The organism is Hyphomicrobiales bacterium (assembly GCA_002869065.1).
GTDB lineage: Bacteria > Pseudomonadota > Alphaproteobacteria > Rhizobiales > Rhodobiaceae > Rhodobium.
This window is the reverse complement of sequence record PKTR01000002.1, coordinates 913,800-934,013: the sequence shown is the minus strand read 5'-3', so window position 1 is coordinate 934,013 and position 20,214 is coordinate 913,800. Positions and strand designations below refer to the sequence as shown.

The window sequence follows — 20,214 nt, the reverse complement described above, 5'->3', positions numbered from 1 at the left end:
TGTGAATCCATGAAGACGATTCTTTCGACGCTCGTGCGTGGAACCATCGCCGCCGCGGCCATTGCCGCGGTGACGACCGCAGCCTCCGCCGCCGGCGGTGCCCGTCATGTCGAGCATCAGAAGTGGTCCTTCGCCGGTCCCTTCGGCAGCTACGACCGCGGCGCCCTGCAGCGCGGCTTCCAGATCTACAAGGAAGTCTGCTCGTCGTGCCACTCGATGCGCCTCGTGTCGTTCCGCAACCTGTCCCAGCCGGGCGGTCCGGAATTCTCCGAGGAAGAGGTCAAGGCGCTGGCCGCCGAGTACACCGTTCAGGACGGCCCGAACGATGAAGGCGAAATGTTCGAACGCGAAGGCAAGCCGTTCGACCGCTTCCCGTCGCCGTTCCCGAACGTCCAGGCGGCCAAGTCGGCCAACAGCGGCGCCTATCCGCCGGACTTCTCGCTGCTGGCCAAGGCCCGTGCGACCGAGCGTGGCTTCCCGTGGTTCGTGTTCGACATCTTCACCCAGTATCAGGAAGGCGGCCCGGATTATATCTACCAGCTGCTGACCACCTACGAAGAGTCTCCGGCCTGCGGCGAGGATGCCGACGGCTTCTACAACGCGACCTTCGCGGTTGGCGGTGTGCCGGACGGCTGTAAGGACGAGCACGGTCACACGACGATCGAAGGCACCTACATCGCCATGGCGCCGCCGCTCTCCGAGGATCTCGTCGAATACACCGACGGGACCCCGCAGACGGTCAAGCAGTATGCCGAGGACGTCGTCACCTTCATGATGTGGGCGGCCGAGCCGAAGCTCGAAGCCCGCAAGGCGATGGGCTTCCGCGTCATGCTGTTCCTGGTCGTCTTCGCCGGCATGCTCTACTTCGTGAAGCGCAAGCTGTGGTCGAAGATCCCGCACTAACGTTCAGCCTTGTGGCCGAATGAGAAAAGGGCGTCCCTCGGGACGCCCTTTTTGTTTGCGTACACCGCAGGAAGCGGGCGGGCAGGCTTACCCTTCCGCCATGCCCGCGACCGTCGCCACCAGTCGTTCGATGTCTTCGTCGCGCGACAGCCGGTGATCGCCGTCCTTGATGAGCGTCAGCACGACGTCGTCGTGGGCGATCTGGGTGACCAGCTCGACCGTGTGGCGCCACGGCACGCTGGTGTCCTGAATGCCCTGCAGGATGCGTACCGGGCAGCCGGTCTCGACCGGCGCGCCAAGCACGAGGTTCTTGCGGCCGTCTTCGATCAGCGCCCGGGTGATGAGATAGGGCTCGTCGGAATAGTCCGACGGTTCCAGATAGAAGCCCTGTTCCATGATCTCGCGGCGGATATCGTCGGAAAAGGTCTTCCACATCAGCTCTTCGGTGAAATCCGGCGCCGGCGCGATGAGAACGACGCCGGCAACGCGGTCGCCGAGACCGGCGGCGCGCAGCGCCCGCACCAGGAGCAGCGTGACCCAGCCGCCCATCGAGGAGCCGATCAGGATCGTCGGCCCGGGGCAGTGCTGCTCGAACACGGCCTTCGCCTCTTCCAGCCAGCGCGAAATCGTGCCGTCCTTGAACTCTCCGCCCGATGCCCCGTGGCCGGAATAATCGAACCGGGTCACCCGATGGCCGGTCGCCTCGGCCCACTCGGCCAGCGCGACGGCCTTGCCGCCGGTCATGTCGGACATGAAGCCCCCGAGCCACATCAGGCCGGGTGCCTTTCCGTCGACATGCAGGACGGCAATGGCGCGGGCGTGGCTACCCTTGCCGACGGTAATCATTTTCGGTGTCGCGTCGCTCATTGTCTCGCTCGCAGCTCGGGAATCACTTCGCGCCCCTAACCAACAGGAGCCCGCCGGCGAGCGCAACCGGCGACAACGCCGCAAACCTGTCGCCCGCATTGTTGCGACCCGGTGACCGGCGGCCTCTCGGCGCGCGAGACGCGTAACGATGGCCGACCTCGCTTGAACACTCCGAAATCCGGCCGAAACCGCTGTAATCCCCGGTATTTCGGTTGACTTCTCAGGGAAATCAAAGGATTCTCCCCACCGACGGGGCTGCGATGATGATTTTTGCGGCATTTGGCCCAGTATTTGACCGAAGTCGGCCAACAGGGCCTCGCCGGCCGTCGAAATCACTGCAAAGTCTTTGCATCGCAACGCGTTAGCACGCCTCGCTCGCCCGACAATAACAGGAGATAACGACCATTCGCCGACCGTTTCGAGCACCGCCGCCCACAAAGGATGGGCCGCGCGTCAATGAAGAAATCCGCGTTCCGCAGGTACAGCTGATCGATACCGAGGGAACCAACCGGGGTACGATACCCATCGAGGAAGCCATCGCACTGGCTGCGGAACAGGGCTTGGATCTCGTCGAGATCGCTCCGAATTCCAGCCCGCCGGTCTGCAAGATCCTCGACTATGGGCGCTACAAATACCAGGCGCAGAAGCGCGCCGCCGAAGCGCGCAAGAAGCAGAAGACCGTCGAGATCAAGGAAATCAAGATGCGTCCGAACATCGACACCCATGACTATGAGGTGAAGATGAAGGCGATGCGTCGGTTCTTCGACGAAGGCGACAAGGTCAAGGTGACGCTGCGCTTCCGCGGCCGTGAAATGGCGCATCAGGATCTCGGCATGCAGCTACTGCACCGGGTCAAGGAAGAGACCACCGAGATCGCCAAGGTCGAAGCTGAACCCAAGCTCGAAGGCCGGCAGATGATCATGGTTCTGGCGCCCGTGCAGCAGGTGCGCTAAGCCGCGCGTCGCCTCGGACTCCAGTCTGCTGAAATGCTGCGGAAACGATATCGCGCTTGAACCAGTGCGGTATCGCCGGCAACGCCGGAATCGGGAGGATCGCGATGCTTGACCGAACCGTGCGATGGGATTCCCTGGAAGCCAAGGGTCTGGAGCATCTTCGCATCTGGGCCGACGGCGAAACCCTTCACGTCGAAAGCGTCGTCATCGGCACCCGCGGCGGTAACCCCTACGGGTTTTCCTACCGTATGGTGCTCGGCGACAGCTGGCGCGCCCGCCTCGTCGAGATCCACCGCACAGGTCCCGAACCAACCATCGTCATGCAGTCCGACGGCAACGGCAATTGGCATGACGGCCGCGGTATCCCGCTCGATGCGATCACCGGCTGCATCGACGTCGATATCGCCGCGACTCCCTTCACCAACACGCTTCCGATCCGCCGTCTCGGCCTTGCCGCCGGCGAAACCGCCGAGATCACCACGGCTTACGTTCCGCTACCCGGCCTTGAACCGGAACCGGCGCAGCAGCGCTATACCTGTATCGAGCCGATGGCGCGCTATCGCTACGAAGGGCTCTATCGCGGTTTCGAGACGGAGCTGACCGTCGATAGCGACGGGCTGGTGATCGAATATCCCGGCATCTTCCGCCAGGTTGCCGGTATTTAAAAGCTGCGCGGCAGTTTACGCCGGCCCGAACGGTCCCCAGAACAGCGCATAGAAGACAATCCAGAACATCGCCCACAGGACGATTCCTGTGCGGCTGGTGCGCAGGCTCGGAAAAAGCGCGGCGACCAGTGCTGCCAGGAACACGGCACCGGCGTAGCGGGAAAGCCGCGCCACGAACCCCATTATCAGAAACGCCCCAAGCGACAGCGGCACCTGCGGTGCAAGGGCGGCAAACACCTTGAACGGCACCCCGGTGACCGCGCCCTCGAGCAGCGCCAGCATCGGTCCTGCCTGCATCGCCGTTCGGGCGTTTTCCAGCATGGTCGCGTCGATGGCGGGCAGGGCGAGCAGGGCGTAGAACATCGCTTCGGGCGCGGCGTTGACCGAGCCATAGAGCGCGGCGGCGCCCACGAGCGCACCCAGCGTTCCGACAACAGCCGCGACAAGCCCCGTGCGCAGCCCAAACCTGAGGGCGATCAGCGTCAACAGCACATCGGCGACGACGAAGAACAGAAAAGCTTCGGCCGCGCTCCATAGGAACGCGGCCGCAAGCCAGATCAGCAATGTTCTGCGCAGCATCGCGCGCCGTCCTTGATGCGTCAGACCCGGCGCTCGACCATCATCTTCTTGATCTCGGCGATAGCGGCGGCGGGATTGAGGCCCTTCGGACACGCCTTCGAGCAGTTCAGGATGGTGTGGCAGCGATAGAGGCGGAACGGATCCTCGAGATTGTCGAGCCGGTCGCCGGTCGCCTCGTCGCGGCTGTCGATCAGCCAGCGATAGGCCTGCAAGAGGATGGCGGGGCCGAGATAGCGTTCGCCGTTCCACCAGTAGCTCGGGCACGAGGTCGAGCAGCAGGCGCAGAGAATGCACTCATACAGACCGTCGAGCTTCTGCCGGTCTTCGTAGGACTGCTTCCACTCCTTTTCCGGCGTCGGCGTTTTGGTCTGCAACCACGGCTCGATGGAACGGTGCTGGGCGTAGAAGGTTGTGAGGTCGGGAACCAGGTCCTTGACCACCGGCAAATGCGGCAGCGGGTAGATCTTGATGGCGCCCTTGATCTCGTCCATGCCCTTGGTACAGGCGAGCGTGTTGGTGCCGTCGATGTTCATCGAGCACGAGCCGCAAATGCCTTCGCGGCACGAGCGGCGCAGCGTCAGCGTCGGGTCGACGACGTTCTTGATCCACAACAGCCCGTCGAGAACCATCGGCCCGCAATCGTCGGTGTCGACAAAGAAGGTGTCGATGCGCGGATTGCGGCCGTCATCCGGGTTCCAGCGATAGATGCGGAACTCGCGAATGTTTTTCGCCCCTTCCGGCTTCGGCCATACCTTGCCGTCCGTGATGCGGGAATTCTTGGGAAGGGTCAGTTGAACCATGGCGTTCGCTTCCGTTTCCTGAGTAGCCAGGCGTTGCGCCCGAGGGCTCCTGGATCAGTAAACCCGCTTCTGCGGTTTGATGTATTCGATGTCGTCGGTCATCGTGAACGAGTGCACCGGCCGGTCCCCGAGGGTGACGGTCTTGGCGTCCGAATCCGCCCAGGACAGGGTGTGCTTCATCCAGTCCGCATCGTTGCGGTCGGCGAAATCCTCACGGGCGTGCGCGCCGCGCGATTCCGTCCGGTTGGCCGCCGAATGCATGGTGACCGCCGCCTGTTCGATCAAATTCTCGAATTCGAGCGATTCGATCAGGTCCGAGTTCCAGATCAGCGAACGATCGGTGACCTTCATGTCGGCGGCGGCGTTCCACACCTCGCCGATCAGGCCCTTGCCCTCGTCGAGCAGCTCGCCGGTACGGAACACCGCGCAGTTGCCCTGCATGGTCTTCTGCATGTTGAGCCGCAGCTCCGCCGTCGGCGTGCCGCCATCGGCATGACGCACCCGGTCGAGGCGGTCGAGCGCCATTTCGCCCGTCGCAGCGGTCGGATGCTTGGTGCCCGGCTTGATCAGCTCCGCGCAACGCATGCCTGCCGCACGACCGAACACCACGAGGTCGATCAGCGAGTTGGAGCCGAGCCGGTTGGCGCCGTGCACCGAGGCCGAAGCCGCTTCGCCGACCGCCATCAGGCCCGGTACGACCGCGTTCGGATCGCCGTCCTTCGGGCAGATGACTTCGCCGAAATGGTTGGTCGGGATACCGCCCATATTGTAGTGCACCGTCGGCAGCACCGGGATCGGCTCGCGGGTGACGTCGACGCCGGCGAAGATCTTCGCCGATTCCGAAATGCCCGGCAGCCGCTCGGCCAGGATCGCCGGATCCAGATGGTCGAGATGCAGGTAGATGTGGTCGTTGTCCTTGCCGACGCCGCGGCCTTCGCGGATTTCCATCGACATCGAGCGCGAAACGACGTCGCGCGAGGCGAGGTCCTTGGCGCTCGGCGCGTAACGCTCCATGAAGCGCTCGCCCTCGGAGTTGACCAGATAACCGCCCTCGCCGCGCGCGCCCTCGGTGATCAGGCAGCCCGCACCGTAAATGCCGGTCGGATGGAACTGGACGAACTCCATGTCCTGCAGCGGCAGGCCGGCGCGCAGCACCATGGCGTTGCCGTCGCCGGTGCAGGTATGCGCCGACGTGCACGAGAAGTAGGCGCGGCCATAACCGCCGGTCGCCAGAATAGTCGAATGGGCGCGGAAGCGGTGCAGCGTGCCGTCTTCCATCGACAGTGCGATGACGCCACGGCAAACACCGTCATCGTCCATGATCAGGTCGATGGCGAAATATTCGATGAAGAACTGCGCCGAATAGCGCAGCGACGCGCCGTAGAGCGTGTGCAGGATGGCGTGACCGGTCCGGTCGGCCGCCGCGCAGGTGCGCTGCACCGGGGGACCCTTGCCAAAATTCTGCATGTGGCCGCCGAACGGCCGCTGATAGATCTTGCCCTCTTCGGTGCGGCTGAACGGCACGCCGTAATGGTCGAGCTCGTAGACGGCGGCCGGCGCTTCGCGACAGAGATATTCGATCGCGTCCTGGTCGCCGAGCCAGTCCGACCCCTTGACGGTGTCGTACATGTGCCAGCGCCAGTTGTCCGGACCCATGTTCGACAGCGAGGCGGCGATACCGCCCTGGGCCGCAACGGTGTGCGAGCGGGTCGGGAACACCTTGGTGATGCAGGCGGTCTTCAGGCCGTTTTCGGCTGCACCCACGACGGCGCGCAGGCCCGCACCGCCGGCGCCGACGACGACGACGTCGAAGCTGTGGTCGGTGATCGGGTAGGCGCGACCACCGAGACCCGGTGCGCCGGTTTCATTGCCTTTGGCAGCGGTCATTGCATCAGCCTCCAAAGCCGATCTTGAGAAGCGCGAAGACGCAGGCAAGCCCGATCAGCACGCTGAAAAAGATATTGCCGATCAGCGAGAGCACCTTCAGCAGCTCGGAATGAACGTAGTCCTCGATAATCACCTGCATGCCGAGCTTCATGTGATAGACGCCGGCGAGCACGTAGATCAGCATCAGGATCGCCACCAGCGGATGCGACAGGATCGCGATGGTGCCCGCGTAGCCCTGGCCCTGCGCGGCGATCAGCACGATGAGAAAGACGACGGTGAGCGGCAGAAGCGCCAGCGCGGTCAGCCGCTGGTGCCAAAAATGGCCGGTGCCTTCGCGGGCGGAGCCGAGACCGCGGACGCGGTTCAGGGGGGTGCGCATGGACATGGGCGTTGCTCCTCTAGCGAACCGCGTAGCCGATCACCCAGACCAGAACGGTCAGGGCGACAGAGCCGACAATCGACAGCCGCGCCAGCCATTCGCGCGACTCCGGCCCGAAACCGCGGCCGGTGTCCCAGATGAAATGGCGGATGCCGCCGAGCGCGTGATGGATCAGCGCCCAGGTGTAGCCGAACAGCACCAGCCGCCCGAGGAACGAGCCGAACAGCCCGTCGACGAAGGCGAAATAGGCCTCGTTCGTGGCGGCGGCGATCAGCCACCAGGCGAGAAGAAGAGTGCCGAGATACAGAACCGCGCCGGTCATGCGATGCACAATCGACATCATCATGGTCAGCATGGGCTTGTAGATCTGCAGGTGGGGTGACAGCGGCCGGGCGGCCTCGATCTTGGGGTCGGCCATGATCCTCGTTCCAATCCACCTTACGCAAGCAAGCGCTTACATAAGCATAAGAAAAGATGGCCGATATCCATCGGCTGGATCGGTTCTAACGCTATTGTGCACCGCAGTCAAAGTAGCCGAACGAATAAAGCTCAACGAATGCCGAACGCGCCCGCAACCGGCGGTTTTCCGGCCCCGGATCTGCGCGTCGGGACAGTCTTGCAGAGGCTTTTGGCGTCGGGGGCGTTCCTCAAAAGCCGCCATTGGCCGGCAGCGAGCCGCTGAGTCGCTTGTTGAGCCGCACCATGAAGGCGGTGGCGAACAAGGGCGTGATGAGGTTGAGGATCGGCACGGCCAGCACGCCGGCGATGACGAGGCCGGCGAGGAACACCGTCGTGCCGTTCTCGCGCCGGAAGCGGCGTGCGTCGCGCGGCGACATGAAGCGCATCGCCGCGAACTCGAAGTATTCCCGTCCAAGCAGGTAGCCGTTGGCGACGAAGAAGGCGATCAGATTGACGCCCGGCAGCAGCAGCAACAGCAGGACGCCGATGTTCACCAGAATGACGACGCCGGCGAACTTCACCGTCAGCAACAGCGACTTGCCGAGCGGCATCGCCTTGCCCGGCGGATCCTGCGGGAAGTCGGTCTTCTCGACCACCTCGGCGATTTCGTCGAGGAACAGGCCGGCGAAGATCGAGGTGACCGGCGCGATCAGGAAGCCGAGCCCGACGAACAGGCCAAGACCGGCGACGACGCTGATGATCGTGTCGAGCCAGGGAAAGGGCAGCGCGAGGAAGGTGGTCAGCAGCGCTTCGGCGGCAACGAACAACCCGATCAGCAGCGCGATCGTCAGTCCGAGCGACTTCCACAGAACCGCGCGGAACGGCGGTGTGAAAACCTGCGAAAAGGCCTTTGAGGCATCGCTCAGCATGGGAATCGGCTCCGGGTATCCGTCATTTCGGGGCACGCGGAACCCTGCGGACACCGGTGCCGTTGAGACATAGGTGCCATGTTGGCATGGTACAAGCGTAGCGTTGTATCGCTCCACGCATCCTTTATAATTTGCAGACCTTCTTCCTTGCTCACAGGGGTTCGGCGCGATCGTCCGATCCCGCCTCACCGCTCAGCGTCCCTCAGTTTGTTGGAGTTCATCATGACGGAGCCGCGTTTCGACGTTCTGGGGATCGGCAACGCGATCTTCGATGTGCTGGCCCATGTCGAGGACGATTTCCTCGTTCAGGAAAAACTCGTGCGCGGGTCCATGCGCCTGATCGATCAGGAAGAGGCCGAGCGGCTGTACGGCAATATGGGTCCGGCCTTGCGTGCTTCCGGCGGCTGCGCCGGCAACACCGTTTCCGGTGTCTCCTCCTTCGGTGGCCGCGCCGCCTTCATCGGCAAGGTCGCCGCCGACGAACTCGGCGCCGCTTATCGCCACGACATGCGCGGCTTCGGCGTGTCCTTCGATACGGCCTCGCTGGAGGACGGCCCGGCAACAGCGCGCTCGATGATCCTGATCTCGCCCGATGGCGAGCGCACCATGAACACCTTTCTCGGCGCCTGCCAGCATCTGACCGCCGACGATATCGACCCGCAAGTCGTCGCGGCGTCGGCCGTTACCTATCTCGAAGGCTATCTGTGGGATCCCCCGGAGGCGAAGATCGCCTTCCGCCGCGCCGCCGAGATTGCTCACGCCGCCGGCCGCAAGGTGGCGCTGACCCTGTCGGATTCCTTCTGCGTCGACCGCTTCCGCGATGAATTCCTCTCGCTGGTGCGCGGCGGCATGGTCGACATCCTGTTCGCCAACGAACACGAGATGCACGCGCTCTACCAGACCGGCGACCTCACCACGGCGGTCGAAGCGGTAAAGGCCGAATGCCCGCTGACTGTCGTGACACTGGGCGCGAAAGGCTCACTTGCCGTCACGGCGAAGGAATCGATCCACACCGCCGCCGTTCCGGTCAACCGCATCGTCGATCTTACCGGCGCCGGCGATCTCTATGCCGGCGGCTTCCTGTTCGGTCTGGCGCGCGATTTCGATCTCGCAAGCTGTTCCGAACTCGGCAGCCTGGCGGCCTCGGAAGTGATCAGCCACATGGGCGCGCGGCCCGAATCCTCGCTGAAGGAACTCGCGGCGCAGAACGGCTTCCCGCTTTAAAACTCTTTATTTCGCTGCGATCTGCTCGAGGAAATGCTTCAGCAGATTGTGCGCGATGGCGAGCGGACGCGGCGCGGTCAGCCCGTCCGGATGGGTTTCGTCGAGCAATTGCCGGGCTTCATCGGGGCCGAACCAGCGGCAATCCTCCAGCTCGTCCTCGTCGGGCGCGATCTCGGTTGTCAGCGCTTGCGCAAAGCAGCCGATCATCAGCGTTGACGGGAACGGCCAGGGCTGGCTGGCGATATAGCTCACCGCGCCGACCGAAATCCCGGCCTCCTCGGCGATCTCGCGGCGCACCGCATCCTCGATGGTCTCGCCCGGCTCGACGAAGCCGGCAAGCGCGGAATAGACGCCGGTGGTGAATTGCGGCTGCCGGCCGAGCAGACAGTTCTCACCATCGACGACGAGCATGATGACGACCGGATCGGTGCGCGGAAAATGCTGCGCGCCGCAGGACAGGCAATTCCGCCGCCAGCCGCCTTGTGACAGCCCGGTCGGCGACCCGCAATTGGCGCAGAAACGATGCCGCCGGTGCCACGAGGCGAGCGACTTGCCCTCAGCGAGCAGCCCGAGATCGGCCGGCGGCAAGATCCCGTGCATCGCCAGCGCGCGCAGATCGATCACCGCATGGGCACCGCCTTCGGCAAAGGCCTCCTCGTCGGCCTCGATGGTGACGGCGAACCGCGCCGCCTCACCGTCGACACCGAGAAACACCGCGTCCTCGAAACGTGCGCCGAGAGCCTCCGCCGCGTCGCGGGCGATCAGCGGGTCGTGCGTGCCATCCGCGTTGACCGCGAGCACCGGCTTGTCGTTGCAGAACAGAACATAGCGGCAGGCGGGATCGACGGCCTTTGCCGCGATCCAGGCCGCATCCTCGCGCCGCGCGCCGGCCCGGTCGAGCTCATTGCCGGCATAGCCGGTCGTGCGGGAAAGATCCGTCGCGGGAAAGTCCAGCGCCACGCGCGTGCTCCTTGTCCATCGGTTTCGGGACGGGTGAGTGTCAGGCACCGAGCGCCTTGGAAAGCGCGCCGACGAGACGCTCGCGCGCCGCCGGATCCCACTCCTTCGCCGCCACCTTGCCCCACACCGGGCCCGGCCAGGCCGGATCGTCCTCGAAGCGGGCGATGATGTGGACATGGAGCTGGCGCACCATGTTGCCGAGCGCGGCGACGTTCAGCTTCAGGCAGCCGGTCGCACCCTTCAGCGCCTCGCTGACGAAGGCGATCTCTTCCATCAGGATGCCGCGAGCGTCGACCCCGAGGTCGATGATCTCGGCAAGATCCGCCCGTTTCGGCACCATCAGCAGCCAGGGATAGTTCGCGTCGTTCATCAGCCGCACGGTGCAAAGCGTCAGCTCGGCAAGCGCGATGCTGTCGGCTTCAAGCTGCGGGTCGAGTTCGAACGAGCCGGGCATACTCGATTTCACCTTTGCTTCAGTCTTCCAATTTGTCTCCAGAACTGTTGCCAATAACACCTAGCTGCCGACCGATTTCAAGGTGGCCTTCATTCACGAGTAGATCATCGGGCATATTGTCGAAAAGAGAATACTTCTCAGCGTATCTCTGAAGCTTTTCGCCACGAGTACAAATACAGTTATAGTATAGTATCAAAAGCTCATAGTCTGAAAATTGAGATCTAAGTAACTTGTTATGAAAAGAATACATAGAATCATTTTCTTCAATATATTTGTATATGTTATAAACATATCGGAAATAATGACCAAGATCGTTTCGATAGAATTTATATATCGAATCGAAATGATCATTGAGAATTTTTTTACTACTCTGTGAGTTGTCACCTAGCGATGTTAATGGGTATTTTTTCTTGAAGTCTTCTTCAAAAATAAATCTGAAGCAATCTCGACCAGTCGCTAGAACCGTACCTTCATTCGGATCTATAATATCCATAGAGTTTCTTATTGTTTCGAGATTAGAAATCATCGAGAAAAAGACAGAATCGAATATTTGACGCCGCAAGTTATCTCGCTGATCTTCCATAGCTTGCGCAGAGCGTTTTAATTCGCTGCGCGTCAGTTCGAGTTCGGCGACCGTTGTAGATAATTGTTTAGTCTGAAGTAGTATTGTATACAACAAGCCGCAAATTGACAGAAAAGTTAGTATTGGAGTAATATGGCCACCTAAATAATCGCCGATAACGCCGTATCGAGCTGAGTCCTTGTTGAAGTTATAAGCAAATATAAATAACAATAAAATTACAGAGAAAGAAATAATTACTATTGTGACTAATGTAACATGCAAAGCGAAGTTGGGATCAGAGTTATTTTTTTTGGGCAGGGCAACAAGTCGTCCACAGTGGCGTCATTGAGTTTGCGTCTGAAGCAATTTAAATTAGATACAATGATGCTCTCAACTATTTATTGCAGAAACGGCAGCAGGCTCTCCGGCGCGCGCCCCCTTGCGCCGAGCCCCGTTACCTGCCATATCGGGGCCGGGAGGTTGGTGGTGGACGCGCCACTCGCCAACCGGGTCAGGTCCGGAAGGAAGCAGCCCTAACGAGCCCGGCACGGGTCATCGTGCCAGCCTCCCACCCTTTCCTTGGCAAGATCGGTAGAGACAACCGCCTTCGGGCGGCTGGTTTCGTTTGCGCCGCTGTAAGCAGCGCGGCGCCGGCACGGCGCATTTGTTCTGGATTACGTGCCCGCCGCGTCCGATCCGCCGGCAAAACCGGTTCCCCCGTCTCGGCCAAATGCTCTAGAGTGCCCCCGACGCGGGACAGCGCATGGCTCGTCCCGCCCGGTGAAGAGGTTAGCGTGGCCGACAAGGAAGAAAAAAGCGGAGCCTATCGCGTTCTGGCGCGCAAATACCGGCCGCAGACCTTCGAGGAGCTGATCGGTCAGGAGCCGATGGTCCGCACCCTGTCGAACGCGTTCGAATCTGGCCGCATCGCGCAGGCCTGGATGCTGACCGGCGTGCGCGGCATCGGCAAGACGACGACCGCCCGCATTCTCGCCCGCGCGCTGAACTATTCCGTGCCCGGCGTCGCCGACGCGCCGACCGTGCACATGCCCGAACCGGGCGAGCACTGCACCGCGATCATGGAAGGCCGCCATGTCGACGTGATCGAGATGGACGCCGCCTCGCATACCGGCATCAGCGACATCCGCGAGATCATCGAGCAAGTGCGCTACCGCCCGGTCTCGGCGCGCTACAAGGTCTACATCATCGACGAAGTGCACATGCTCTCGACGGCCGCCTTCAACGGGCTGTTGAAGACGCTCGAGGAGCCGCCGGAGCATGTCAAATTCGTCTTCGCCACGACGGAAATCCGCAAGGTGCCGGTGACGGTGCTGTCGCGCTGCCAGCGCTTTGACCTGCGCCGCATCGATGCCGACGTGCTGGTCGTTCATCTGCGTTCGATTTCCGAATCCGAATCCGTCGAGATTGACGACGACGCGTTGAAGCTGATTGCGCGCGCCGCCGAGGGTTCGGTGCGCGACGCGCTCTCGCTGCTCGATCAGGCGATCGCGCACGCCGGCGGCAAGATCGCCGCCGACGATGTGCGCCACATGCTCGGCCTCGCCGACCGAGCCCGCGTCATCGACCTGTTCGAAACGGTGATGAAGGGCGATATCGCCGCCGCGCTCACCGAACTGACCGCGCAATATGACGTCGGCGCCGACCCGGCCGTCATTCTCGCCGACCTCGCCGACTACACCCACCTCGTCACCCGGCTGAAGGTCGCGCCGGAGGCCGGCGGCATGGCCGCGATCACCGAAAGCGAGCTGACGCGCGGCCGCGACTTCGCCGAAGGCCTGTCGCTGCGCGTTCTGGCGCGCGCCTGGCAGATGCTGTTGAAGGGCATCCAGGAGGTGACGACGGCGCCGAAACCCGTCGCCGCTGCCGAAATGGTGCTTGTCCGCCTGTGCCACGCGGCCGATATGCCGACGCCCGACGAGGCGCTGCGTATGCTGCGTGAGGGCGACCCGCGCGGGGGTCATTCCGGCGGCGGGCATTCCGGCGGGAGCCCGGGTGGTGGCCATGGTGGCGGCGCCCGCGCGGTCGGCTCGAGCACCGTGCAATCTTCCGCGCCCTCGGGTGGCGCCCGCGCCGCCTATGGCGGACGGCCGCATCTGGTTGCCGAGCAGAGCGAGCCGGTCAGCCTGGCCGCGCCGCCGCAATCTGAACAAGTACCGGCCGTACAGCTTTCCTCGCTCGCCGACATCGCGGCGCTCGCGGCGGAAAAGCGCGATATCCGGCTGAAGGACGCAGTCGAGAACCTGCTGCGCCCGGTCGCCTTCGAGCCCGGCCGCATCGAGGTCACGCTGACGTCCGGCGCGCCGCGCGATCTCGCCGGCGATCTCGGCCGCAAGCTGTCGGAATGGACCGGCATGCGCTGGATCGTCATCGTCGCGCGCGATGGCGGCGGCGAAACGCTCGGCGAACTGGCTGCGGCTGCAAAGCAGAAGCGCACCGACGACGCCCGTGCCGACCCCAATGTTGCCGCCGTGCTCGCCGCCTTTCCCGGTGCCAAGATCGTTGATGTGCGCATCTTCAGCGATGACGACGCCGAGCTTGACGCGGATGCGGTACTCGGCCTACCCGAAGACGACGAAGACTGACCCGGCGCGGCGCCACCCGGCAGCCGCCCGATGCACCAACCGGATATCGGGAGCGATCCATGGATTTCATGAAGATGATGAAGCAGGCCAAGGACCTGCAGTCGAAGATGGCGAGCCTGCAGGAAGAGGTCGGCGATCTCGAGGTCGAGGGCACCGCCGGCGCCGGCATGGTCACCGTGCGCCTCACCGGCAAGGGCGAGATGAAGGGCCTGACCATCGATCCCTCGCTTTTGAAGGAAGACGAGGCGGAGATCCTCGAGGACCTGATCATCGCCGCCCACGCCGACGCCAAGGGCAAGGCGGAAGCCGCGCTGCAGGAAAAGACCCAGGAACTGATGGGCGGCCTCGGCCTGCCTCCCGGCATGAAGCTGCCGTTCTAGTTCCGGCCAACGACCTCGCATGAGCGCGCGCCGCGTCACCGGACCCGAAATCGAACGGTTGATCCAGCTCCTCGCCAAGCTGCCGGGGCTCGGCCCCCGCTCGGCCCGGCGCGCCGCGCTGCATCTGGTGAAGAAGAAGGAACAGCTTCTAACCCCGCTGGCCGCCGCCATGCAGACGGCGCTGGAAAAGATCGTTGTCTGTCAGAGCTGCGGCAACATCGACACCAGCGATCCCTGCACCATCTGCGCCGATCCGCGCCGCGATCCGGGCGTGCTCGTCGTCGTGGAGGACGTCGCCGATCTGTGGGCGCTGGAGCGCGCGGCGGCGATCAACGCCCGCTATCACGTGCTCGGCGGCGTGCTGTCGGCGCTCGACGGCGTCGGGCCCGACGATCTCAACATCGCAGCCCTCATCGAGCGCGCCAGCGACCCGGCGGTGAAGGAAATCATCTTCGCGGTCAACGCCACCGTCGAGGGCCAGACCACGGCGCACTATGTGATGGAGCAGCTCGCCGATCTCGAGGTCACCGTCTCGCGGCTGGCGCATGGCGTGCCGGTCGGCGGCGAGCTCGACTATCTTGACGAGGGCACGCTGTCCGCCGCGATCCGCCAGCGGACGGGCATGTAAGACTTCAAATCAGGAATTTGCCGCCGCGTAGGCGATGGTCTCGAACCGCATAGAGCGGGCGTCGATCATCAAAAGCCGGCCGATCAGCGGCTCGCCGATGCCGCAGATAAGCTTGATCACTTCCATCGCCTGCAATGCCCCGACGACACCGGTCAGCGCGCCGAGCACACCGGCTTCCGCACAGGTCGGCAACAGCCCGTCCGGTGGCGCATCGGGAAAGAGATCGCGATAGCCGGGATTGCGCCTGCCCTCGGCATCGCGCGTGAACGGCATCAGCGTCGTGATCGACCCGTCGAAGGTGCCGACAGCGGCCGTCACCAGCGGTTTTCCGAGCGCCGCGCAGGTATCGGCGGCGAGGTAGCGGGTGGTGAAATTGTCGCTGCCGTCGACGACGATGTCGTAGCCGCCGACAAGCTCCGCCGCATTTTCCGCGCTCAGCCGCACCGCATGCGGCTCGACAGTCACATGCGGGTTGATGCGGCCGATTGCGCCTCCCGCGCTGTCGACCTTCTTGTCGCCGATGCGGGCGGTGTCGTGGATCACCTGGCGCTGCAGGTTCGACAGGCTGACCTCGTCATCGTCGGCGATGCCGAGCGTGCCGACGCCGGCAGCGGCCAGATACATCAGGCACGGCGCGCCAAGCCCGCCGGCGCCGATGACCAGCACCCGCGCCGCCTTGAGTTTCTGCTGGCCCGGCCCGCCGACATCGGCCAGCACGATGTGCCGGGCGTAGCGTTCGAGTTCTTCCGGGCTCAGCATGATGCGTCTCGCTTGGGCACACGATACCGGGGGTCATCGCAGATGACGTCCCGGTATTCCTTTCGCGAATTTCCCATGCGTTTGGCGCACAAGGGAAAATCGCGAGTATCGCAACGGGCGGATGCCTACGGCATCTTCGCCCGTTGAACTCATTCCGGCTTCAGATCGAGGCGCGAGGCGACCGAGCCGTCCTCGTTGAGGCGGTAGACGATCGGCACGCCGGTGCCGAGTTCCTGCTTGAGGATTTCTTCCGGCGTCAGGCCCTCGATATGCATGATCAGCGCGCGCAGCGAGTTGCCGTGCGCGGCGACCAGCACCCGCTTGCCGGCAAGCACCTGCGGCAGAATGTTGGCTTCGTAATAGGGAACCGAGCGCGCCTCGGTGTCCTTCAGGCTTTCGCCGCCCGGCGGCGGAACGTCATAGGAGCGGCGCCAGATATGGACCTGCTCGTCGCCCCACTTCTGGCGCGCCTCGTCCTTGTTCATGCCGACGAGGTCGCCATAGTCGCGTTCGTTGAGCGCCTGATCGCGGGTGATCGGCAGCTCGCTACGGCCGAGTTCGCCGAGGATGAGATCGAGCGTGCGTTGCGCCCGCTTCAGCGCCGAGGTGAAGCACATGTCGAAATCGTAGCCGGCGGCTTTCAGGCGTTCGCCCGCGGCTTTCGCTTCCGAGACGCCCTTGTCGGTCAGGTCGACGTCCTTCCAGCCGGTGAAAAGGTTTTTCAGGTTCCATTCGCTCTGTCCGTGCCGGACGAGGACGAGAAGGCGTTCCATCTTCATGCTCCTGTTGAAGAAATTCAGTCGGCGAGGCCGAGCACGTCGACCATGGAATAAAGACCGGGCTTGCGGCCGCGCGCCCAAAGGGCGGCCTTGACCGCGCCGCGAGCGAAGATCGAGCGGTCCTGCGCCTTGTGCGTCAGTTCGATACGCTCGCCTTCGCCGGCGAAGATGACGGAGTGTTCGCCGATCACGGAGCCGCCGCGCAGCGTGGCGAAGCCGATGTCGCCGCTCGCCCGCGGTCCGGTATAGCCGTCGCGCACCCGCACCGAGCGGCTGGCCAGATCGATGGCGCGTCCTTCGGCTGCCGCTTCACCAAGAAGCAGCGCCGTGCCGGACGGGGCATCGACCTTGTGCCGATGATGCATCTCGAGGACCTCGATATCGAAATCTTCCGCAAGCGCTGCCGCCGCGCGGCGCACCAGGTTGGCGACCAGATTGACGCCGAGGCTCATATTGCCGGATTTGACCACCGGACAGTGACGTGCGGCTGCTTCGATCCGCGCGGTGTCGTCGTCATCAAGGCCGGTGGTGCCGATGACGTGCGCGATACGCGCCTGCGCAGCGAGTTCGGAATACCAGCGCGTGCCGGCCGGCTGGGTGAAGTCGAGCACACCTTCGGCGGCGGCGAAGACCGGCAACGCATCGTCGGTGATCGCAACGCCGAGAGGACCGACGCCGGCGACCTCGCCCGCATCGCGGCCGATCAGCTCGGAGCCCTCGCGCTCAACGGCGGCCGACAGAACAGCACCCTCGATCGCGGTGATAGCCTGAATGAGCGCCTGGCCCATGCGGCCGCCCGCGCCCACGACGACAAGACGCATATCGCTCATGACCTGCTCCGTTTGCTGTGCACTGCAGCGGTATAGCAGGCTGCCGGGTGACGGCAAAGCCCGAGCAAACCCGCAAATGGACGTAGGTGTTCGCCTGGAGCGTATTCCCGAAAAGTGGGCACCGGTTTTCGGATAAGAATACGCGTCAAAACAGATGATTAGAGCATATCGAGTGGTCCATGGATCACGAGAAGTGCTCTAGAGAGGCAACGCCAGAACGGCACAGCGATGCGGCCCGCCGGCATCTTTCAGGAGCGCGGCAAAGCCCGGCGTCAGGCGGTCTTCGTCAAGCGTGACGAAGCTGTTGCGGCGCAAAAAGCCGAAGCCCGGGCCAAGCCGGCTGGCAAGCGCATAGATCGCGGGATAATTGGCCACCGAACCGAAGTTGCGCACCGTCTGCAGCAACGCGTGGCCGTAGCCGCAGCCGCGCCAGTCTTCTGCGACCCCGAGCATGGTCAGGAACAGAGCGGAATCGATTTCACCGGCCGCCGCCACTGCGATCGGCTGGCCGTCCTTGAAGGCCGCCCAGACCCTCTTTTCCGCGACCAGCACGTCGAGTTCGGCAAGAAGCGGCGCCCCGGGACCTTCCGCCGGCGTCCAGTCGCGCCGGTCCGGCGCGGCGAGCCAGAGATCGTGCAACGCCGTCGTCTCGGGTGCGCGGGCAGGGCGGATATCACCTTCGGGGCTCAGCATGGCTTCAGTTCCGGCACGCGTTTCCCGCACAGGGCGCGCGTGCAATATGCATCCGCCTCAGGCGGGCTGCGGTCCGTCATAGCCTTCGATGACGATGATGTCGGCGATACCGGCGTCGACGCGAAACGCCAGCGCGCGGGCATATTCCGGCGAGCGGTAGCAGGCGAGGGCCGTCTCGTAGTCGGGAAATTCGATCACCACGTTGCGGTCGCGGGCTTCGCCCTCGAAGCTCTCGAACTGGCCGCCGCGCACCAGAAACCGCGCGCCGTATTTGGCGAAAGCCGCGCCGTTCGCCTCGATATACTTCTTGTAGCCGTCAGGATCGGTCACGGTGACCCGGCCGATCCAATATCCCTTCGCCATTGCGCGCGTCCTCTCCCAAAAGCCGACCGGCCATCTTCGCAGCCCGCCGCCCCCATCGCAACGTCCCAATCGCAACGCAAATGAGAAGAAAGTCTTGCCCGGTCACCCGACCCGCGCGGCACCCTCGCGGCGCGGATCGCCGACGGCCGAAAACCCGCCGCGTCGGCTGCGTTCCGCGCTATGCGCGCCGCCGAAGAACAGCGACTGCTCGGCCCAGGCGCGATGATCCGGGAACGCGCTGACGAGCGCATGGCGCTCGTCGCTCGAGAAGAAGTCCTCGAAATCGCAATGGCCTTTTTCGACGTGGATGCGCGGCGCCGTCACCGCCTCTTCGAGCGGCTGACCTTCGCGCAGCCTGCGCGACAGCACCTGCAGAACGGCGGTACGAATGCGGTTCGAGCCACCGCTGCCGACCGCCAGCAGCGCGCCTTCTTTGTCGGCGGCGATTGTCGGCGCCATCATTGAGGCGAGCCGGTGGCCCGGCGTCCAGCGGTGGAAACCGCCCGGATTGACGTCTTCCTCGCCGAGCATGTTGTTCACCATGAAGCCGCAGCCGGGCACAATGCGGCCATTTCCTTCGCCGTTCGAGACGGTCGCCGAGGCGACATTGCCGTCCTCGTCGACGACGCTGACATGGGTCGTGCCACGGCTGGCGACGCCGGCCGATTTCTTGCCACCCGAAGCGCCGAGCAGCCGGTAGGGATCGGTCGGCGCCACGCGCCAGTGCCGGTCGGTGCGGTCGACGGCAGCGGCAAGTGCGGCGGGACCCGGCTCGCCGCGTTGTTCCAGATCGCTCAGCATCGTCGCGATCAGCGCGCCACCGAGAGAGGGCGGCGGGTTGAGCGCCACCTGCCAGCTGCCGAGTTTGCGCATCAAGGGATCGCGCCGCGCCACCCGATAACCGGCGATATCGGCTTGTGTCAGATGACCGGCCTCGCTGCAGCAGGCCGCCATGGCACCGGCAAGCTCGCCCTCGGTCGCGAAACGAAGCCCCTCGCGCGACAGCACGTCGAGCGTGTCGGCGAGATCGGGATTGCGGTAGAGCGCGCCGGTCTTCAGCAGCTCACCGTCCGGCGCGAAAAGGGCGCGGGCTTCCGCCGTCCAGGTCAGGATCGGCGACACCACTTCGGCAAGGAAGGCCTGAAAGGCCGTCATCGCGACGCCGTCGCGCGCTACGCGCACGGCGGGTTCGGCAAGCCGGCGCATCGGCAGGCTGCCGAGTTCCTCATGCACGGCGAAGAGACCCGGCACGAAGCCGGGCGTCGCGGACGCGCCCGCGCCGATATGGAAGGCCTGCGTCGCGGTGCCGAAATCAGCGTGGATCTCGGTGAATTCGATATCGTCTTCGTGTCGCTTGCGGCCCGGCGTGTCGACGAAGAAATCGTGCAGCATGACGGCGCCGGCTGCGGGCCGCGCCATCAGGAAGCCGCCGCCGCCCGGCGACGCCAGAACCGGCTCGACCACGCAGGACGTCCATAGCGCGGCGATGGCCGCATCGAAGGCATTGCCGCCATCGGCGAGGATTTCGGCGGCGGCATCGACGCAGGCGACATGGCCTGCGGCAACGGCGCCACGTGTGGATCGGCTCCTGTTCATGAGGGTTTTATTGCCGCGATGC

23 protein-coding genes and 1 other RNA gene are annotated in these 20,214 nt (G+C 64.0%); 8 read left to right on the top strand and 16 right to left on the bottom strand.

The window, feature by feature from the left end; genetic code table 11:
* Window positions 1-9: 9 nt before the first annotated feature.
* Window positions 10-903, top strand: a complete 894-nt coding sequence (locus C0606_08085; protein ID PLX38175.1) for a cytochrome c1 — start codon at window positions 10-12, stop codon at window positions 901-903.
* 87 nt (window positions 904-990) lie between these two features.
* On the opposite strand, the gene C0606_08080 is transcribed toward C0606_08085, so the two are convergent.
* Window positions 991-1,770 carry an alpha/beta hydrolase gene (locus C0606_08080; GenBank protein ID PLX38174.1) on the bottom strand — a complete coding sequence of 260 codons (780 nt, stop codon included), beginning with the start codon at window positions 1,768-1,770 and terminating at the stop codon, window positions 991-993.
* Window positions 1,771-2,174: 404 nt separating this feature from the next.
* Here C0606_08080 and C0606_08075 point away from each other — a divergent pair, with 404 nt between their 5' ends.
* Window positions 2,175-2,723 carry a translation initiation factor IF-3 gene (locus tag C0606_08075; GenBank protein PLX38173.1) on the top strand — a complete coding sequence of 183 codons (549 nt, stop codon included), beginning with the start codon at window positions 2,175-2,177 and terminating at the stop codon, window positions 2,721-2,723.
* Window positions 2,724-2,827: 104 nt separating this feature from the next.
* A complete protein-coding gene (locus C0606_08070; GenBank protein PLX38753.1) occupies window positions 2,828-3,388 on the top strand; it encodes a transcriptional regulator in 561 nt (186 codons plus the stop codon).
* A gap of 15 nt (window positions 3,389-3,403) precedes the next feature.
* Here the strand turns inward: C0606_08070 and C0606_08065 are convergent, their stop codons facing one another.
* From C0606_08065 to C0606_08040, 6 genes are all read right to left on the bottom strand, one after another.
* Complete coding sequence (locus C0606_08065; protein PLX38172.1) at window positions 3,404-3,967, bottom strand: hypothetical protein; 564 nt, start codon at window positions 3,965-3,967, stop codon at window positions 3,404-3,406.
* Window positions 3,968-3,987: 20 nt separating this feature from the next.
* Complete coding sequence (locus C0606_08060; protein PLX38171.1) at window positions 3,988-4,767, bottom strand: succinate dehydrogenase iron-sulfur subunit; 780 nt, start codon at window positions 4,765-4,767, stop codon at window positions 3,988-3,990.
* A gap of 54 nt (window positions 4,768-4,821) precedes the next feature.
* Window positions 4,822-6,654: a succinate dehydrogenase flavoprotein subunit gene (locus tag C0606_08055; GenBank protein PLX38170.1), complete on the bottom strand. Its 1,833-nt coding sequence runs from the start codon at window positions 6,652-6,654 to the stop codon at window positions 4,822-4,824.
* Between the two features lie 4 nt (window positions 6,655-6,658).
* Window positions 6,659-7,033, bottom strand: coding sequence for a succinate dehydrogenase, hydrophobic membrane anchor protein (gene sdhD, locus C0606_08050; GenBank protein ID PLX38752.1), 375 nt, complete (start codon window positions 7,031-7,033; stop codon window positions 6,659-6,661).
* Window positions 7,034-7,052: 19 nt separating this feature from the next.
* The gene (gene sdhC / locus C0606_08045; protein ID PLX38169.1) at window positions 7,053-7,451 is read right to left on the bottom strand and encodes a succinate dehydrogenase, cytochrome b556 subunit; all 399 of its coding nucleotides are present in this window, start codon (window positions 7,449-7,451) and stop codon (window positions 7,053-7,055) included.
* Window positions 7,452-7,680: 229 nt separating this feature from the next.
* Complete coding sequence (locus tag C0606_08040) at window positions 7,681-8,361, bottom strand: cysteine biosynthesis protein CysZ (protein ID PLX38168.1); 681 nt, start codon at window positions 8,359-8,361, stop codon at window positions 7,681-7,683.
* Between the two features lie 222 nt (window positions 8,362-8,583).
* Between C0606_08040 and C0606_08035 the strand changes: the two genes are divergently transcribed.
* Window positions 8,584-9,585: an adenosine kinase gene (locus C0606_08035; GenBank protein ID PLX38751.1), complete on the top strand. Its 1,002-nt coding sequence runs from the start codon at window positions 8,584-8,586 to the stop codon at window positions 9,583-9,585.
* 6 nt (window positions 9,586-9,591) lie between these two features.
* Here the strand turns inward: C0606_08035 and C0606_08030 are convergent, their stop codons facing one another.
* Genes C0606_08030 through C0606_08020 form a run of 3 tightly spaced genes read right to left on the bottom strand, consistent with a single transcriptional unit; the run spans window position 9,592 to window position 11,582 of the window.
* Window positions 9,592-10,539: an NAD(+) diphosphatase gene (locus C0606_08030; protein PLX38750.1), complete on the bottom strand. Its 948-nt coding sequence runs from the start codon at window positions 10,537-10,539 to the stop codon at window positions 9,592-9,594.
* A gap of 46 nt (window positions 10,540-10,585) precedes the next feature.
* On the bottom strand, window positions 10,586-10,999 hold the full coding sequence (locus C0606_08025) for a diadenosine tetraphosphate hydrolase (protein PLX38167.1): 414 nt from the start codon (window positions 10,997-10,999) through the stop codon (window positions 10,586-10,588).
* Window positions 11,000-11,018: 19 nt separating this feature from the next.
* Window positions 11,019-11,582, bottom strand: coding sequence for a hypothetical protein (locus C0606_08020; protein ID PLX38166.1), 564 nt, complete (start codon window positions 11,580-11,582; stop codon window positions 11,019-11,021).
* Between the two features lie 454 nt (window positions 11,583-12,036).
* On the opposite strand from C0606_08020, the gene ffs reads away from it, so the two are divergent.
* The 4 genes from ffs to C0606_08000 all read left to right on the top strand — a co-directional run bounded on the left by ffs (window position 12,037) and on the right by C0606_08000 (window position 15,172).
* Window positions 12,037-12,133, top strand: an RNA gene (gene ffs, locus C0606_08015) — signal recognition particle sRNA small type.
* A gap of 168 nt (window positions 12,134-12,301) precedes the next feature.
* Window positions 12,302-14,164 carry a DNA polymerase III subunit gamma/tau gene (locus C0606_08010; GenBank protein PLX38165.1) on the top strand — a complete coding sequence of 621 codons (1,863 nt, stop codon included), beginning with the start codon at window positions 12,302-12,304 and terminating at the stop codon, window positions 14,162-14,164.
* 59 nt (window positions 14,165-14,223) lie between these two features.
* Window positions 14,224-14,544: a YbaB/EbfC family nucleoid-associated protein gene (locus C0606_08005; protein ID PLX38164.1), complete on the top strand. Its 321-nt coding sequence runs from the start codon at window positions 14,224-14,226 to the stop codon at window positions 14,542-14,544.
* 19 nt (window positions 14,545-14,563) lie between these two features.
* Window positions 14,564-15,172 (top strand): recombination protein RecR, encoded by a 609-nt coding sequence (locus C0606_08000; protein PLX38163.1) that lies wholly within the window; start codon window positions 14,564-14,566, stop codon window positions 15,170-15,172.
* Window positions 15,173-15,181: 9 nt separating this feature from the next.
* On the opposite strand, the gene C0606_07995 is transcribed toward C0606_08000, so the two are convergent.
* The 6 genes from C0606_07995 to C0606_07970 form a co-directional block, all read right to left on the bottom strand.
* Window positions 15,182-15,931, bottom strand: a complete 750-nt coding sequence (locus C0606_07995) for a thiamine biosynthesis protein ThiF (GenBank protein PLX38162.1) — start codon at window positions 15,929-15,931, stop codon at window positions 15,182-15,184.
* A gap of 149 nt (window positions 15,932-16,080) precedes the next feature.
* The gene (locus tag C0606_07990; GenBank protein ID PLX38749.1) at window positions 16,081-16,704 is read right to left on the bottom strand and encodes a 2,3-bisphosphoglycerate-dependent phosphoglycerate mutase; all 624 of its coding nucleotides are present in this window, start codon (window positions 16,702-16,704) and stop codon (window positions 16,081-16,083) included.
* A gap of 23 nt (window positions 16,705-16,727) precedes the next feature.
* Window positions 16,728-17,531: a 4-hydroxy-tetrahydrodipicolinate reductase gene (locus tag C0606_07985; GenBank protein ID PLX38748.1), complete on the bottom strand. Its 804-nt coding sequence runs from the start codon at window positions 17,529-17,531 to the stop codon at window positions 16,728-16,730.
* A 207-nt stretch (window positions 17,532-17,738) separates the two neighbouring features.
* The gene (locus tag C0606_07980; protein PLX38161.1) at window positions 17,739-18,233 is read right to left on the bottom strand and encodes a hypothetical protein; all 495 of its coding nucleotides are present in this window, start codon (window positions 18,231-18,233) and stop codon (window positions 17,739-17,741) included.
* 57 nt (window positions 18,234-18,290) lie between these two features.
* Window positions 18,291-18,596 (bottom strand): DUF1330 domain-containing protein, encoded by a 306-nt coding sequence (locus C0606_07975; GenBank protein PLX38160.1) that lies wholly within the window; start codon window positions 18,594-18,596, stop codon window positions 18,291-18,293.
* Between the two features lie 102 nt (window positions 18,597-18,698).
* Window positions 18,699-20,192 carry a gamma-glutamyltransferase gene (locus C0606_07970; protein PLX38159.1) on the bottom strand — a complete coding sequence of 498 codons (1,494 nt, stop codon included), beginning with the start codon at window positions 20,190-20,192 and terminating at the stop codon, window positions 18,699-18,701.
* Window positions 20,193-20,214: the final 22 nt, after the last annotated feature.